14 protein-coding genes and 1 pseudogene are annotated in these 14,947 nt (G+C 44.5%); 7 read left to right on the top strand and 8 right to left on the bottom strand.

Going from position 1 to position 14,947, the window contains the following annotated elements; genetic code table 11:
- The first annotated feature begins 14 nt into the window (after window positions 1-14).
- Window positions 15-1,397 carry an esterase-like activity of phytase family protein gene (locus tag HWQ44_RS33330; protein ID WP_292726740.1) on the top strand — a complete coding sequence of 461 codons (1,383 nt, stop codon included), beginning with the start codon at window positions 15-17 and terminating at the stop codon, window positions 1,395-1,397.
- Between the two features lie 405 nt (window positions 1,398-1,802).
- On the opposite strand, the pseudogene HWQ44_RS33325 reads toward HWQ44_RS33330, so the two are convergent.
- From HWQ44_RS33325 to HWQ44_RS33300, 6 genes and pseudogenes are all read right to left on the bottom strand, one after another.
- Window positions 1,803-2,039 (bottom strand): annotated as a pseudogene (locus HWQ44_RS33325) (hypothetical protein); the annotation flags it as partial.
- Window positions 2,032-2,241, bottom strand: coding sequence for a PIN domain-containing protein (locus tag HWQ44_RS33320; RefSeq protein WP_292726738.1), 210 nt, complete (start codon window positions 2,239-2,241; stop codon window positions 2,032-2,034). The gene HWQ44_RS33320 and the pseudogene HWQ44_RS33325, both read right to left, overlap by 8 nt.
- 68 nt (window positions 2,242-2,309) lie before the next feature.
- On the bottom strand, window positions 2,310-2,516 hold the full coding sequence (locus HWQ44_RS33315; RefSeq protein ID WP_292726736.1) for a type II toxin-antitoxin system VapC family toxin: 207 nt from the start codon (window positions 2,514-2,516) through the stop codon (window positions 2,310-2,312).
- Complete coding sequence (locus HWQ44_RS33310; RefSeq protein ID WP_292726734.1) at window positions 2,513-2,713, bottom strand: hypothetical protein; 201 nt, start codon at window positions 2,711-2,713, stop codon at window positions 2,513-2,515. The genes HWQ44_RS33315 and HWQ44_RS33310 overlap by 4 nt, the downstream gene beginning before the upstream one ends.
- A gap of 144 nt (window positions 2,714-2,857) precedes the next feature.
- Entirely contained in the window at window positions 2,858-4,138 is a 1,281-nt protein-coding gene (locus tag HWQ44_RS33305; protein WP_292726732.1) for a VWA domain-containing protein, read from the bottom strand.
- Window positions 4,135-5,391 (bottom strand): VWA domain-containing protein, encoded by a 1,257-nt coding sequence (locus tag HWQ44_RS33300; protein WP_292726730.1) that lies wholly within the window; start codon window positions 5,389-5,391, stop codon window positions 4,135-4,137. Before HWQ44_RS33300 ends, HWQ44_RS33305 begins: the two co-directional genes overlap by 4 nt.
- Window positions 5,392-5,629: 238 nt before the next feature.
- On the opposite strand from HWQ44_RS33300, the gene HWQ44_RS33295 reads away from it, so the two are divergent.
- The 3 genes from HWQ44_RS33295 to HWQ44_RS33285 all read left to right on the top strand — a co-directional run bounded on the left by HWQ44_RS33295 (window position 5,630) and on the right by HWQ44_RS33285 (window position 7,829).
- The gene (locus tag HWQ44_RS33295; RefSeq protein WP_292726728.1) at window positions 5,630-6,292 is read left to right on the top strand and encodes an ATP-dependent Clp protease proteolytic subunit; all 663 of its coding nucleotides are present in this window, start codon (window positions 5,630-5,632) and stop codon (window positions 6,290-6,292) included.
- A gap of 89 nt (window positions 6,293-6,381) precedes the next feature.
- Window positions 6,382-6,993 (top strand): ATP-dependent Clp protease proteolytic subunit, encoded by a 612-nt coding sequence (locus HWQ44_RS33290; RefSeq protein WP_292726726.1) that lies wholly within the window; start codon window positions 6,382-6,384, stop codon window positions 6,991-6,993.
- Window positions 6,994-7,205: 212 nt separating this feature from the next.
- Window positions 7,206-7,829, top strand: coding sequence for a J domain-containing protein (locus tag HWQ44_RS33285; protein ID WP_292726724.1), 624 nt, complete (start codon window positions 7,206-7,208; stop codon window positions 7,827-7,829).
- A 116-nt stretch (window positions 7,830-7,945) separates the two neighbouring features.
- On the opposite strand, the gene HWQ44_RS33280 is transcribed toward HWQ44_RS33285, so the two are convergent.
- Window positions 7,946-9,145 (bottom strand): PLP-dependent aminotransferase family protein, encoded by a 1,200-nt coding sequence (locus HWQ44_RS33280; protein ID WP_292726723.1) that lies wholly within the window; start codon window positions 9,143-9,145, stop codon window positions 7,946-7,948.
- Window positions 9,146-9,296: 151 nt separating this feature from the next.
- Between HWQ44_RS33280 and HWQ44_RS33275 the strand changes: the two genes are divergently transcribed.
- From HWQ44_RS33275 to HWQ44_RS33265, 3 genes are all read left to right on the top strand, one after another.
- The gene (locus HWQ44_RS33275; protein ID WP_292726721.1) at window positions 9,297-10,097 is read left to right on the top strand and encodes a basic amino acid ABC transporter substrate-binding protein; all 801 of its coding nucleotides are present in this window, start codon (window positions 9,297-9,299) and stop codon (window positions 10,095-10,097) included.
- Window positions 10,098-10,452: 355 nt separating this feature from the next.
- The gene (locus HWQ44_RS33270) at window positions 10,453-12,474 is read left to right on the top strand and encodes a serine/threonine phosphatase (protein WP_292726719.1); all 2,022 of its coding nucleotides are present in this window, start codon (window positions 10,453-10,455) and stop codon (window positions 12,472-12,474) included.
- Between the two features lie 184 nt (window positions 12,475-12,658).
- A complete protein-coding gene (locus HWQ44_RS33265) occupies window positions 12,659-13,942 on the top strand; it encodes a protein kinase (protein WP_292726717.1) in 1,284 nt (427 codons plus the stop codon).
- Window positions 13,943-13,999: 57 nt separating this feature from the next.
- Here HWQ44_RS33265 and HWQ44_RS33260 read toward each other — a convergent pair whose 3' ends face one another.
- Window positions 14,000-14,218 (bottom strand): DUF4327 family protein, encoded by a 219-nt coding sequence (locus HWQ44_RS33260; RefSeq protein ID WP_012407469.1) that lies wholly within the window; start codon window positions 14,216-14,218, stop codon window positions 14,000-14,002.
- Window positions 14,219-14,947 lie beyond the last annotated feature (729 nt).

Genomic DNA, 14,947 nt, shown 5'->3' with positions numbered 1-14,947 from the left:
TAATACAACTGATTATGCTCAACAAAAGTCTTATTTTGTCCTTGTTGGCGTTATTTGCTGTGGCTCCTGCTGCCAACGCAGAGGTTAAATTGATTGCTATTGGAAGCCTAGATGGTAAGGTTAGCGATCGCTCCAACAAAACATCTGCTCCCCTTGAAAACGGTGTTTCGGGAAACCTCTTGGGTGGTCTAGGGTCGGGATTAGCCTACGCTGGGTGTAACACCTTTATCGCTATCCCAGACCGAGGCCCAAATGCCGTGTCATACAACAGCGCTGTCAGTGACACAGCATCCTATATCAACCGCTTCCAAACTATCAAAGTGAAACTCTCACCAAGCAAGCTTGGTTCTGCGTTGCCTTTCACGCTTACCCCTTCCTTAATTGACACGACTCTGCTATTCAGCAATGAGCCTCTTTACTACGGGAATGGTGCGGGATTGGGGATAGGCAGTGGTGTCCCAGCTTTGAATACCAAGAATAAAAACTATTTCACTGGACGCTCAGACAACTTCAACCCCACCCAAATCTCCACATATCCCAACAATGCCCGTTTCGATCCTGAAGGCGTGCGTGTGTCCAACAATGGCAAGCAGATATTTATCTCTGATGAATATGGGCCTTATGTATATCAATTTAACCGCAATACAGGTAAGCGGATTAGGGTCTTTAACCTACCTAGCAAGTTTGCAGTCAGTAACTTAAGTCCCGTTAGTGATACAGAAATCAGTGATAATACATCCGGTCGGGTTGCGAACAAAGGTATGGAAGGACTTGCAATTACTCCCAACGGTAAGACTCTGGTTGGTATTTTGCAAAGTCCACTGCTCCAAGACGGTGGCACTAATGGTGCTTACACCAGAATCGTCAAGATTGACATAGAAACAGGTGCCACCCAGGAATACGCTTATCAGCTAGATAATATTGGCACCTTAGCTAAACCAAAATATCCCACCGTCAGCGAGATTTTGGCAATCAGCGATCGCGAATTCTTAGTAGATGAACGCGATGGCAAGGGGTTTGGCGATGGCTCCAAAGCTGCCTTCAAGAAAATCTATCGGATCGATCTGACGAATGCTCAAGAAGTAAGCAATGTCACCGGGGAAAGCAACCTTGCAGGCAAGGCGGTCAGCAAGACCTTGTTCCTTGATGTCGTGACTGCGCTAACTCAAAACGGCATCAAAGAAGAGGAGATTCCAGCCAAGCTTGAAGGTTTAGCCTTCGGAGAAGATGTCGTTATTAACCGTGTGAAAAAGCATACGTTATTTATCGCTAATGACAACGACTTCGTTGGTACTATAGCGCCGGGTATTGACAACCCAAACAAATTTTTCGTCTTCGCTGTTGACACTACTGACCTACCAGGTTTCGTGCCCCAGGATATCAAAGGAGAAGATTGATATCAAGTCCGGTTAATTACTTATGATTACCGCATCCGTGCAAAAATCAGGAAAACCTCTTTCTCCCTGCTCCCTGCCCCCTGCACCCCTGCGGTCTAAATGATAAGTCTTTACCCGAACTGAATATCATATTCGGTTGATATTTAATTATTAGAAACCGTTATAGTGGCACTTTGCCTACTCTAATAGCTATTGAAAAATTCAGAAAGTAGGAGGCTCATAATCAAAGGCGATTACTATAGTTTATTTAAGAGCGTAGCCCGTCGTAGACATCGATTTTACAGTTTTATTACACGCAGGCTTTCTTACTTTCTTTCTTGCTCAATTGGTGAATAAAATATTTTTTCTCGCTTTGCGCCTTGGCGCGAAACTTTCATCCCGTTGATGAGCAAGGCTGAATTTTTACTATTCTTGTAAAACAGTCTTTGATACAATCCTAGTTTTCTTGAGGTCTGCTTCCGAAAGTTCTTCCCCAGCTTGCAAGCGAGTGGCAGAAGTTTGCAACACTGTCGCAGCCCCTTTATCTCCAATTTGTAAAGCGGTTTTAGCTGCTGTTTGCAGCATCGTGGCTGCACCAGTGCGATCGCCTTGTTTCAATTTCGCCTCGGCTAACTAGATTTGCCGATACTTTGCTTTACTTAAGGTCGGGAATTACCTGAATCAGTCCAGTCTGGAAGGCTTTGTCGTAGGTGATGACAACTAAACTTTCGAGTTCAGCCTGAGCCATGATCATGCGATCAAAGGGATCTCGGTGGGCGATCGGTAGGCTTCCTGCTCTGAGCGCATGGGCTGTGGTGATGGCAAGTTCGATAAATTTAGCCTGATGCAATAAGCTAATCGTCATTCATTTTTCCAGACTGATTCGCTTGTAGTAAAGGCTTTATCCCTGGTTTTATGCAACTTAAATGCTCATTAGCTTATCTGTGAATATTGCTCAAAGAGTTGTTTGGCTTCGGGTAGTTTACCCATCCGGTATTTAGTGGCAATTTCCCAAGCAGAAGCACTGCTGACAATAATCCGATGATCTGGGTTGCGAATGATGTCTCGGCAGTCAGTGTGGAGTTTTGGGTCGTCAAAGAGCCACCACAGCAGAATATGGGTGTCGATGAGGTAGCTCATTCCCATTGCTGGAGTTCATCTTCTGGCAGTGGTTCAAAGAAAGCATCGCTGAGTTGTCCTTTTAATAAACCAGGGGTGCGGGGTTGTGTACGTTCTTGACTTAAACCTAGCCGAAAGTAGTGAATTAGGTCATAAAGTTCTGCTAGTTTGTCTTCAGGGATATCTTGCAATTCTTGGACAATCTTTTGGATTAGCATAAGTCAAACTCTTCGGCGGTTGTTAATCAATAAGTTAGGAATATGCGACTACTTTGTTGCTCAATTGAGGAATAAAATATTTTTTCTCGCTTTGCACCTTGGCGCGAAACTTTCATCCCGTTGATGAGCAAGGCTGAATTTTTACTATTCTTGTAAAACAGTCTTTGATACAATCCTAGTTTTCTTGAGGTCTGCTTCCGAAAGTTCTTCCCCAGCTTGCAAGCGAGTGGCAGAAGTTTGCAACACTGTCGCAGCCCCTTTATCTCCAATTTGTAAAGCGGTTTTAGCTGCTGTTTGCAGCATCGTGGCTGCACCAGTGCGATCGCCTTGCTGCAATTTCGCCTCGGCTAACTGAGTTTGGCGATACTTCGCTAATGCTAAAATGGACTGTTGCACTTGGGGATTGGAGTCCGGTTGATACGCCCGCACAACATCTGCATACACTGGCACGAGAGGCGAGAGTAAACCTTGTTCGTTAACCAACGGGTCATCATAACGGATTTGTAGATGCGCGATCGCTTGTTTACCTTCTGGCAATTGTCCCAGATAAATGTTCGCCAAAACTACCCGTTCTACATCCTGCATCAAATCTCCCAAACGCACAGCAAAGCTACCATCAGCTTCGGGTTCCACTGGTAACTCGATTGTGTCTGGGGCAACTTGGGCAATGGGTTTTAATTCCGCTAATCGGACATTGGGTACTAGAGATAACAGCAAGTAGGCATTCGTTAGTCCAATCGATTGAATCCGTCCAAACAGCCGACCAAATTGCTCTACAGCTTGTTCAGGATGTTCAATATGAGCTAAAGTCCCACCACCGACATCGGCAATGTTTTCTAACAAATCCTGATTCCAGCTATTACCAAATCCGAAAGTGTTGATAGTTAGGTTCAGTTTGGCAGCCTTTTGCGCCAGTTTAAGACAGCGCTTGTTGTCATCTCGCCCAATATCCCACTTCCAAATTCGCAAACCACTTTCACCATGTCCATCCGTTAATAAGAACGCCTGGGAAACAGCGCCTCTTGTACCCTTCATCAGTTCTGTAATTCCCAGTTCCAAACCCTCAGCGATGACAGTACCGCCGCTAGCGCTGAGTTTGCTTTTAATTTGAGATTTGATGCTTTCGGGGTCTTCGAGCGCTTGGTTAGGGATAATGACTTCCGCAGTCCCGGAAAAAGCCACAACTGAGATGCGATCGCCTACTTTCAACCGATCGATTAATCCTTCCACTGCCTGGATCACCGTTTTAATTGGTTGTCCATGCATGGAACCACTTCTATCCAAAATCAAGCAGAGGTTAAGGGGCAGATTTTGGTCAGACTCACCAGCGATAGCAAAAATCGTCATTGCCAGTTGACGTTGGCTACTTGTTTGAGCCACATCAACATTATTGTCATTTAACGCCGAGAGCAATTTAACTTTCATTGCGGAGGGGTATCTTGCAAAACTGTTTTGGAGACAATTCTGGTTTTCTTGCGATCGCTTTCAGATAAATCTCCACCAGATTGTAGCTGGGTGGCAGAAGTTTGCAACACCGTCGCCGCCCCAGTATCTCCCATTTGCAAAGCAGTTTTCGCAGCTGTTTGTAGCATTGTCGCCGCACCAGTGCGATCGCCCTGTTGCAATTTCGTTTCCGCTAACTGGGTTTGGCGATACTTCGCTAATGCCAAAATCGACTGTTGCACCTGGGGATTCGGGTCTGCTTGGTAATTTTTCACTACATGGGCATAAACTGGGATATTTGGTGTAACTAAACCTACTTTGTTGGCAGATGGATCATCGTAGCGGACTTGCACATTAGCGATCGCTTGTTCACCTGTTGGCAATTGTCCCAAATAAATATTAGCTAAGATTACCCGTTCCGCATCTTTCATTAAATCTCCCAGCCGCACAGCGAAACGTCCATCAGCTTCTTGTTGCAGTGGTAACTCGATTGTGTCTGGGGAAACTTGGGCCACAGGTTTGAGTTCCGCTAGCCTGACATTGGGCATCAGGGAGAATAATAGATAAGCATTAGTCAATCCCACCGTTTGAATGCGACTGAACAGGCGATTAAACTCTTCCACTGCCTGTTCGGGTTTTTGAATATAAGATAAAGTACCTAAACCAGCATCAGCAATTTTTTCTAAAACATCTTGGTTCCAGTTGTCACCAAATCCCAAAGTATTCAAAGTCAAATTATAGCTAGCAGCCAATTGGGCGAATTTCAAACAGCGATTGTTATCACCGTGTTCATTTTCCCCGTCGGTTAACAAAAAGGCTTGGGAAACAGTATCTTTTTTCCCCTTCGCTAATTCCTCAATCCCCAAGCGCAGTCCTTCATCAATCGCAGTTCCACCATCGGCGGCTAGGCGGTTGATTTGCTGTTTGATTTTCTCTGGATTTTCGATACTTTGACTGGGTACTAGGACTTTGGCACGGTGATCAAAAACTACCACACTGAGGCGATCGCCAGGATTGAGTCTATCTACCAGACGAATCGCTGCTTTTTTGACCGTTTCTAGCGATCGCCCGTTCATCGAACCACTATGATCGAGAATTAAGCATAAATTCAGGGGTACATGGCGGTCTTGAGTCTCTGCGATCGCCGAAATCGAAACTCCCAACTGACGTTGACTGTTCAGTTGATTTGCGTCCAAATTACCATCATTCAAGGCAGGCTGCAAACTAACCTTCATAACTCAAAGTCCCTATTCAGGATATACATATTAATAAATAACTTCAAAGCACTACTTTAGCTCTACGGAAAACTTATCCAACATAAATACACTAATATAATCAGAATATCTTAGAAGCCAAGCATTGGCAGATGCAAAGCCACCTTCAGCATTAGGGAGAAATCCGCACCTTGAGGGAAGCGTGCATCGCGCTAGGATGTATTACAGTTAACGGCATAGTTTCAGGCGATCAGTTGCTATGGACATTTCCCCAATTAAGGCTGTTCAAGCCCCATATTACGGCGATAACTTTTACCGGACACCACCGCCAGATTTACCTTCCCTCTTATTGAAGGAGCGAATCGTCTATATTGGGATGCCACTGGTGCCTGCTGTCACGGAATTAATCGTGGCCGAATTGCTATTTTTGCAATCCGACGACCCCGAAAAACCGATTAAAATCTATATCAACTCCACCGGCACTTCCGGTTACAGTGGCGAACCCATTGGCTTTGAAACCGAAGCCTTCGCTATCTTTGACACCATGAAATATATCAAGCCTCCTATCCACACCATCTGCGTCGGTTCCGCGATGGGTATGGCAGCGATGCTACTCAGTGCTGGTACAAAAGGTTGCCGCGCTAGTTTGCCTCACTCCTCGATTATCCTGCATCAGCCTAAGAGCTACGCCCAAGGTCAAGCAACGGATATTCAAATTCGCGCCAGGGAAGTTTTGGTAAATAAAGGAGCCTTAGTTGACATTTTGCATCGCACCACTGGACAGCCTCCAGAAAAAATTATTAAAGACATGGATAGGCTGTTATATCTGACACCTTATGAAGCGAAGGAATACGGGCTGATCGACCGAGTTTTTGAGAAAGAAGAACTCGCCAATCCCCCACTTCCTGCTAGTGTCCTCTAGTGAGTGCTGAGTTATTTAATACTTCGGACTCCTCACTCCTAACTCCTCACGCTGCGATCGTCCCCAAATTATTAAAAACGGAGTAAGTTATGCCTATAGGCGTTCCTAAAGTTCCTTACCGGATGCCCGGTGGACAATATACAGATTGGATTAGCATCTACGATCGCCTTTACCGGGAACGGATTATATTCTTGGGGCGAGATATTGATGATGAAATTGCCAATCAAATTATTGCTGTAATGCTGTATCTGGACTCAGATGATCCAGGTAAAGATATTTATTTATACATCAACTCTCCCGGTGGAATGGTTACATCTGGCATGGCTATTTTTGATACCATGCAACATATCAAATCAGATGTAGTGACTATTTGCGTAGGTTTAGCTGCTTCAATGGGGTCTTTCCTCCTAGCCGCTGGCACCAAAGGTAAACGGTTAGCATTGCCTCACTCACGGATTATGATTCACCAGCCTTCAGGTGGCACCCGTGGACAAGCAACCGATATCGAAATTGAAGCTAAAGAGATTCTGCGGATTCGTCACCAGCTCAATGGCATTTATGCTGATAAAACAGGTCAGACCATAGCAAAAATTGAAAAAGATATGGATCGTGACTTTTTTATGTCTGCTGAAGAGGCTAAGGAATACGGTTTAATTGACCGTGTGATTGAAGACCGAACCTCTGTAGTAACAGGAGAGTAGGAAGGCAGAGGGGCAGAGGGGCAGGGGAGGCAGGGGAAGCAGGGGAATAATTAATTGCCCAATGCCCCATTCCCAATGCCCAATGCCCTTCCCTAAACAAACTGTCAACATTGAACTTTAAAATAGCAAATTTGCCCTTATTATTAATAGTTCAGGCTTAAAGCTGATAGCTGATAGCCTCTAGCTGGATATTCGATAGCTCATAGCTCAAGATGGATCTTGGAGATTGCTACCGTTTATTGGGTTTAAGATCGGGAGCTTCTTTTGCTGACATCAAAGCGTCTTATCGACGACTGGCGCAGCAATATCATCCCGATATCAACCCAGATGACAACAAAGCCAAAGATAAGTTTATTGCCTTGACAGAGGCTTACAAACTCCTGTTGACGGTAGTACTGCCAGAAGAAACTGTTGCACATTCAAGTCAGGTATCAACATCTGGGCGCGATCGTGCCAAGGCAACGCAGCGGCAGAAAACACCAGTAACAACGGTGACAAGTCAAGAATCAGGGAAACCAAAGCCGCCTAATCTGTTAGAAATAGAAGAGCGGCTGAAGTGGAAGACTTATGAGCAATTGCAGCGATTTTTGCAAGAAAGACGATTTCCTCAAGCGATCGCCCTGGCGGAAGCTTTAGCAGATCGTTTGTCAACAGATGCAGAAGTTCGCCAATGGCTAGCGATCGCCTATCAAATTTGGGGACGGGCGCTAATTTCGGAAAAACAACTACTCAAAGCCAGAATTTATCTCAAAAAAGCTCTGAAGACAGACCCCCATAATAAAAGTCTCTGGTATGAAGTGCAGCGAGATTTTCAGCGCTTAGAACAAATTTTTTAAAGGTTACAAAATTTTAAATCTTGTTTCCAGATTAAAAAAGAAATGCCCTTGGGAAAGCTTCTGCATTCCAAAGGGCATTTCCAGTGGGAGACTAGAAACGAATTACGAATTACGAATTACCGCCATCCGCGCAACACTGTTCCCAAGACAGCAATTCCCTCGACAATCTTCTCAGTTGGTTGAAAGCTAAAAGCTAATCTGATGGCATCATCTCCTTGTCCATTGGCGTAGCAGCGAGTTCCTGGCAGAAAGCTGATGCCATGTTCATTGGCAGCCGTTAGGAGTGCTTTGGCGCTGATGTCTGGCGGCAATTTACACCAAACGAAAAAGCCGCCACCTGGTCGCAAAGCAACAATATCACTGGGAAACTCTTGAGCGATCGCTTCTAACAACAAATTACACTTATGCTTGTAGCAGGCGATTAGCTCCTGAATATGATGATCTAGTTTGCCTGTAGCACAGTAGCGGGCGACCACATGGCTGACAAATGGCCCTACAGGCCCCTCACTTTTGAACATTGCCAACCGCTCAATAATTGCTGGATCGCCACAAGCCCAGCCTAGCCTGACACCAGGTGCAATGATTTTCGAGAAGGTGCTGACGTATAACACCCACCCCTCCTTGTCGAGGCTTGCTAGGGAGGGCACAACTTCCCCTTGAAAGCGCAAATCGCTATAGGCATCGTCTTCCACCACTAGCACGCCATACTCAGCCGCTAACGCTACCAGTTTTTGGCGGCGAAATAACGGCATAGTAGCGCCTGTGGGATTATGAAAGGTAGGGATGGTGTAAATAAACCGGGGTCGAATGCCCTGTTTGTGCAAATCGCTCAAAGTTTCTTCTAGGGCATCTACATCCATTCCTAATTCATCAATAGGAATGGTAATCACGTGTGCGCCAGCCTGGACAAATCTACTAACTACTCCCAAGAAGGTTGGCCCTTCCACAATTACCACGTCACCAGGTTCGACAAACACATCTGGTAGCAAGCCCAAAATCTGACCGGAACCGTAGCCAATGATCAGGCGATCGCGATCGGCAGTGATTCCTTTAGCCTGCAAACGGAGGATAATTTGCTCATACAGTTGATCTGAAGGTGGGCCGTAATTGAGAGCGATCGGAGCCTCTTCTGCCAGCACAGCTGCACTTGCAGCAGCCAAGTCGGCGTGGGGAAAGAGAATTGGGTCAGCTAGACCGTAGGCAAAGCTAACAGTGATAATTTTAGTTAACTCAGTGCCGTAAGTTGGTGGTGCAAGCTTTCTAGCTCGTTCGGCGAACAAATCAGCAATTTGGTAAGCAGAAGTAGTAGGAGGCATAGAGGGCAAGTTGTCTTCTAGGTTGATGAATATATCAGCATTTTAGGGAAGAAATACTGATAGTCATCTGAAAATTACTGTAAGTTGAATTGGTGCGATCTTTAATTATTCACGCCTACCTACTTAACTAATGATTAATGATTGTTGACTAATGACTATAGTGAAATTGATTAACTTGAAATGGCGGCAGCTAATTCTGAGCTTAGGCTGTTTACTACTGCTCATTGCCTGTAACAATTCTTATCCAACTACAAATCCAGGTGCTCAACCTCTGAAGGTGGCGACAGACCCCACCTTTATCCCCTTTGAAATCCAAAGGGCTAGCAGTCACTTGGAAGGTTTTGATATTGATTTGATGAATGAGATCGCTAAAATAGCAGGTTTTGCAGTCCAGTTTGAAAGTCTGCCCTTTGATGGCATGATCTCCACCTTGCAAGCTAAAAGAGTCGATGCAGCAATTAGCGGAATCACGATTACCGCCGAACGCCTGAAAACAATTGCTTTTTCACGACCTTATTTTAAAGCCGGACTTGCGATCGCTGTACGCGAAGACAACCAAAATATTAAAGACTTCAATAGTCTTAAAGGTAAAAAAATTGCTGTCCAAATTGGTTCGACTGGGGCAGATTTTGCCAAAACCATCCCCAACGCCAAAATTAGTACTTTTAATTCTGGCCCAGAATTTTTCCAAGACTTGCTCAATGGCAACGTTGATGCTGTGGTTAGCGATGCTTTCGCTACTTTCTATGCAATTAAAAATGGCAACCTCAAGGGTATCAGAGTTGTTGCCGATCTGCTCACTGAAGAATACTACGGGATTGCTACACCTAAAAACTCGCCCCATCTGGATGCAATTAACAAAGGTATAGCGACTTTGTTATCCAATGGCACTTACAGGCAAATTTATCAAAAATGGTTTAACGCTGAACCTCCACAATTACCAGACTCTTGACAATTGGGCATTGGGCATTGCTTATTTCTCCCTCATCCTCCCACTCTCCATTCCCCAATAGACCTCTTGCAAAAGTCCCTAACACCCCACCCCCAACCCCTCCTCTTACCAAGAGAGCGTTTGCTTTACTCAAATGCGGGGTGGGGTTCTTGATTTTTGATTTATGCAAGAGGTCTAATCTATAAGGAATTAGCTGCTAATATATGAAATATTTATCTAATATGCGTCACAATTAATACTGCCACCAAAATTCATTGATAAACTACAATCTACTGTATTCAGGGACAGCCAATTGTGGCACCTTGGATGTTAGTGGCTAGAAGCACCTTGGAACGGGAATAAAGGAACTTCCACTATGCTGATTTGCCCTCAGTGTAAATTTGAAAACCCCAATAGCAACAAATTCTGTCAAAACTGTGGCACGTCCCTGACTCACAAGGTCTGTCCTGAATGCAGTACCGATGATGTACCTGTGAATGCACTACGTTGTCATAACTGTGACACAGAATGTGGAACAGTGTTTTGGGCAATTATTGCTAAGGAAAAGACTGACGAAGCTTTGGGAGATGCGGGAGATGTGAGAAATGCGGGAGATGCAGGAGATGTGAAAGATGTGGGAGATGAGGAAGATGAGGGAGCAATATCTTCCTTATCTCCTGTATCCCCTAGTTCTCAGATTGCATTAGGCTCCTATTTAGACTCCCAAGAGCGCTATCAATTGTTAGATCCGCTACCTGCCCAAACGGAAACTTCGACTATTACTGATGTAAACATCAGAGTTCTAGACTGCCAACCGTATCAAATATCACCCATTGAGGTAATGCTAGCAAGTCAGCAATCAGATTTGCTAACGCCATCAGTAGAAGCAAGTGGAATTCCTCGCCTTGCTAAACTTTATATTGCTTTACAATCCCAAAGTGAGCGGGGGATACCGCAGATTCATGATGCATGGCAGCAGGGTGATATGCAGGTAGTAATCATCGAAGATCGCTCAGATTGGCAGTATTTACTCGACCTGTGGCAACAAGAAACAACGAGTTCGTTAAAAATTTTACACTGGTGTTATGAAATGACCCAACTTTGGGCAGTATTAGAACCAGTAAATTGTCGTCAAAGCCTTTTAGATTTGTCGAATTTGCGATTGGATGAAGACCAAACGCTGGCGCTACAAAGGTTGTATGTGGAATCATCGAATTCGCAGCCTGCCGCTGAGTCGCCAGAAGATGCCCAAGCCCAAACATCTGCTATTCCAGAGGAGCCGTTAACTATCCAAGCTTTGGGGCGGGTTTGGCAAGCGCTATTTAGGGAGTCTCAACGCACTCAATTTGGCTCTGTAGTCCAGATGTTGGGGGATTTAGATGTAGGTAAAATTCACACCATTACACAGTTGCGATCGCGTTTGCAGGAAATCTCTGTTGAACTGGAAGCCCTAGGAAGCGAAACTTTGCCCCCAATCAAGGAGAAAAATACTGCTGTGCCCACTATCTCGCAATCAGATGAGCCAGAAGATATCATTAGCAAAACTGATGATATGCCAACTGTTGTGCTAGCGATGCAGTTAAGTAGCTTGGAAGATGCAGGACGCACAGATGTAGGGCGTCAACGTCATCATAACGAAGACTACTTTGGTATTGAAACCAAAATTCACAAGCTGGAATTGCCCAAAAGTCGAGTCTTGGAAGGGCATGGTCTGTATATTCTCTGTGATGGTATGGGTGGACATGCTGGTGGCGAGATAGCCAGCGAGTTAGCAGTCAACACCCTACGGCAATACTTTCAAGAACACTGGATTGCCAACCAACTGCCAACAGAAGATAGTATTCGTGAGGCAGTGTATTTAGCTAATGAGGCAATTTACAAGCTCAATCAACAAGATGCCCGTTCTGGAGTTGGGCGTATGGGTACAACTTTGGTAATGCTCTTAATTCAAGATACTCAAGCAGCAGTTGTTCATGTGGGAGATAGCCGTCTCTATCGTCTGACGCGCAAGCAGGGACTACAACAAGTCACAGTAGATCACGAAGTTGGGCAACGGGAAATTAACCGAGGAGTGGAAGCAAGCATAGCTTACGCCCGCCCGGATGCCTACCAACTCACCCAAGCTTTGGGGCCTCGTGATGAGAACTCAATTAATCCCGATGTAGGTTTTTTCGAGATCAATGAAGATACCCTTCTATTGTTGGCATCGGACGGTCTATCAGATAATGATTTACTAGAAACTCATTGGCAGACTCACTTAGAACCCTTACTTAGTTCTGCTGCTAACTTAGAACGGGGCGTTACAGACTTAATTGAGTTGGCAAACCAACACAATGGTCATGACAACATTACTGGTATACTTATTCGGGCAAAAGTACGCCCAAATCTGGAAAGTTGAAAAAATGGGCAGGAGCATGGGGCATAGGGCATGGGTAATAAGAAGAAAGAACAATCACTAATTCCCAATAGACATGTCCGCAAATTATCTCTAACCCTTATAAATCAAGGGTTAAAGCCTAATTTACGGATAAATTTAATGCCCAATGCCCAATCCCTAATCCATTTATCTTGTAGGTTGTATTGTGGTTAGTCTGACCCTGTTAGAACCGCAACAGAAAACGCCCCTCCAGCAGTGGTGCTTTGAGAACTCCTCCATAATTCGGATTGGTCGAGCGGCAGATAATCACGTTGTTTTAATTGATAGTTTAGTTTCGCGGCATCATCTAGAACTTAGACAAGTCGGTTCCGCTAGCAATGGTGGTACTTGGCAGCTAATTAGTCAGGGTACAAATGGGACTTTTCTCAACGGTATCCTTGTGATTCAGAGTCCATTACCAGATAATTCCCTTTTGCAACTGGCACAGGGAGGCCCAATACTGCAATTCCAAATTCAGGATGTAACAGCATTGGAAACTGGTTTGCGATCGCAACAAACACAAGGGAGAGAAGAAAACGCCGCCGAGACACTTTACTCAGCCAAAAATCAGGCAAATTCCTCCTCCACTTGCACGCACGAAGGCAACTCGCCAAATAATTTATTCTGTATCCACTGCGGTCAACCTCTCTCAGTGCAACAGAAAATTCGCCATTATCAGGTGTTGCAAACTCTCGGACAAGGAGGGATGGGTACTACCTATCTCGCTTGGGATGAGGCTGGTCTGATTGCGGGGATGCCACAACTGCTGGTGTTGAAGCAAATGAATGCTGATATGGCAAAAATTGCCAAAGCTCAAGAATTATTTGAGCGAGAGGCGTACACTCTCAAATCCCTTAACCATCCTGGAATTCCCCAGTATTATGACTTCTTTGTAGAAGGCGGCAAAAAATACTTGGCAATGGAACTAATCCACGGACAAGATTTAGAGAAACGTGTCTATACCACTGGCCCCGTGACACCAAACCAAGCGATCGCTTGGATGATCCAAACCTGCGATATTTTAGACTATCTTCATAGCCAAGATCCTCCACTGATTCACCGCGATATTAAACCTGCCAACTTAATGGTGCGAAGTTCAGGAAATCGCATAGTAGTGCTAGATTTTGGCGCAGTTAAGGAAATTGGCACAGCCCCTGGGACTCGAATTGGTGCAGAAGGTTACTGCGCTCCTGAACAAGAACGAGGACAACCTTTGACTCAATCTGATTTGTATGCAATTGGGCCAACGCTGATTTTTCTGCTCACAGGCGAAAACCCCTTCAAGTATTACCGCCAACGAGGGCGAAACTTCAGGTTTGATGTGGCAAAAGTCCCCACCATTAGTGCCCAATTAAGAGATGTGATTGATCGCGTTACAGAACCATTGCCACGCGATCGCTATCAAACTGCAAAGGAATTAGCTGCTGCTTTAGCTACTTGCAAAGTTTAGGGCTGGGGAGTGAGGAGTAGAGAGTGGGGAATATTGAAAATCCCTATTTTCTATTCCCTACTCTTCATCCCAAGTTTCTACAGCTAGTAATTCACTAACTGGGTCTTGCATACTAAAGCCAAAGTCAAGCAGTTCTTGTTTCCAGTGCTGCCATTCATTACCGTAGAGCAAAGCGATTTTCCAGATGCTATCGCTTGGCTTGATAATATTAGATTCTATGAGTGATTGCACGTTGCGCTGCAATTTCACCATTGGGTGAATCACTTGCTGAGTCATAACCTCGATTGAATTCAGATTTTGTTGGTAAATGCTTAATTAAAACTGCTTCCCATTCTGCAATTGTTGCCGGGCCGTAGAGTGGTGTAATTTGGTAAAGCTAGTCTTAACTTTCTAACTATACCATAACAAACTCTACTAAGTTACTGGCAAATTCGGTTTTGTACGGTAATTACCACCACAAAACTCCGATTTTACCAAGCACTCCTGAAACTTTTTGCAGAAGTTAGGCAAAGGTTTAGGAGGAAGGATTAAGGGATGAAGGGGATAAAGGATGTTTCTGCTTCCCCTTTTCCCTTTCTCCCTCTTCTTTTTCCTCTTTACCTTTACCCTTTTTCCACAAGAGTGCGACACTACCTTTCGTAAGATATCTATTGTGGACACCGAGCAGAATAATTAGTCCTCAGGGAAGTTCCACTAAGTAGTGTGATTGAGGACGACTGGCAAAATTTTATTTGTTTGAATCACCAAAAATATGCTTGCTTGTTGAAGAACCCATAATAAACGGGCTAGTTTTGAAAGTTTTTGCCTAACAGGGAAATTTGCAATTGATTAGAAATGTCTACTATTTCTATTTATTTAAACGTTATATACAATATCGCAAACATCTAGCATTAGGCAAATTAATTGCAAATCTTTATATATTTTTAATGTTTTGCTCAAAGAATAAGACCTATAGAACCCATTTGACATCTTTTACTGTGTTGAAGTAAAGTGAGCGCAAAAGTT

Origin of the sequence: Nostoc sp. JL34 (assembly GCF_017114945.1) — a bacterium.
Taxonomy (GTDB): Bacteria; Cyanobacteriota; Cyanobacteriia; order Cyanobacteriales; family Nostocaceae; genus Nostoc.
The sequence above is the reverse complement of the archived record's forward strand: the minus strand, read 5'-3'. Positions and strand labels throughout refer to the sequence as shown.

Excerpts from the sequence above, each read along its gene's own strand:
- HWQ44_RS33305 (WP_292726732.1), bottom strand. The coding sequence starts at position 4,138 with ATGAAAGTTAAATTGCTCTCGGCGTTAAATGACAATAATGTTGATGTG.
- HWQ44_RS33270 (WP_292726719.1), top strand. The coding sequence starts at position 10,453 with ATGCTGATTTGCCCTCAGTGTAAATTTGAAAACCCCAATAGCAACAAA.
- HWQ44_RS33315 (WP_292726736.1), bottom strand. The coding sequence starts at position 2,516 with ATGAGCTACCTCATCGACACCCATATTCTGCTGTGGTGGCTCTTTGAC.
- HWQ44_RS33290 (WP_292726726.1), top strand. The coding sequence starts at position 6,382 with ATGCCTATAGGCGTTCCTAAAGTTCCTTACCGGATGCCCGGTGGACAA.
- HWQ44_RS33295 (WP_292726728.1), top strand. The coding sequence starts at position 5,630 with ATGGACATTTCCCCAATTAAGGCTGTTCAAGCCCCATATTACGGCGAT.
- HWQ44_RS33320 (WP_292726738.1), bottom strand. The coding sequence starts at position 2,241 with ATGACGATTAGCTTATTGCATCAGGCTAAATTTATCGAACTTGCCATC.
- HWQ44_RS33285 (WP_292726724.1), top strand. The coding sequence starts at position 7,206 with ATGGATCTTGGAGATTGCTACCGTTTATTGGGTTTAAGATCGGGAGCT.
- HWQ44_RS33260 (WP_012407469.1), bottom strand. The coding sequence starts at position 14,218 with ATGACTCAGCAAGTGATTCACCCAATGGTGAAATTGCAGCGCAACGTG.
- HWQ44_RS33275 (WP_292726721.1), top strand. The coding sequence starts at position 9,297 with ATGACTATAGTGAAATTGATTAACTTGAAATGGCGGCAGCTAATTCTG.
- HWQ44_RS33280 (WP_292726723.1), bottom strand. The coding sequence starts at position 9,145 with ATGCCTCCTACTACTTCTGCTTACCAAATTGCTGATTTGTTCGCCGAA.
- HWQ44_RS33330 (WP_292726740.1), top strand. The coding sequence starts at position 15 with ATGCTCAACAAAAGTCTTATTTTGTCCTTGTTGGCGTTATTTGCTGTG.
- HWQ44_RS33300 (WP_292726730.1), bottom strand. The coding sequence starts at position 5,391 with ATGAAGGTTAGTTTGCAGCCTGCCTTGAATGATGGTAATTTGGACGCA.
- HWQ44_RS33310 (WP_292726734.1), bottom strand. The coding sequence starts at position 2,713 with ATGCTAATCCAAAAGATTGTCCAAGAATTGCAAGATATCCCTGAAGAC.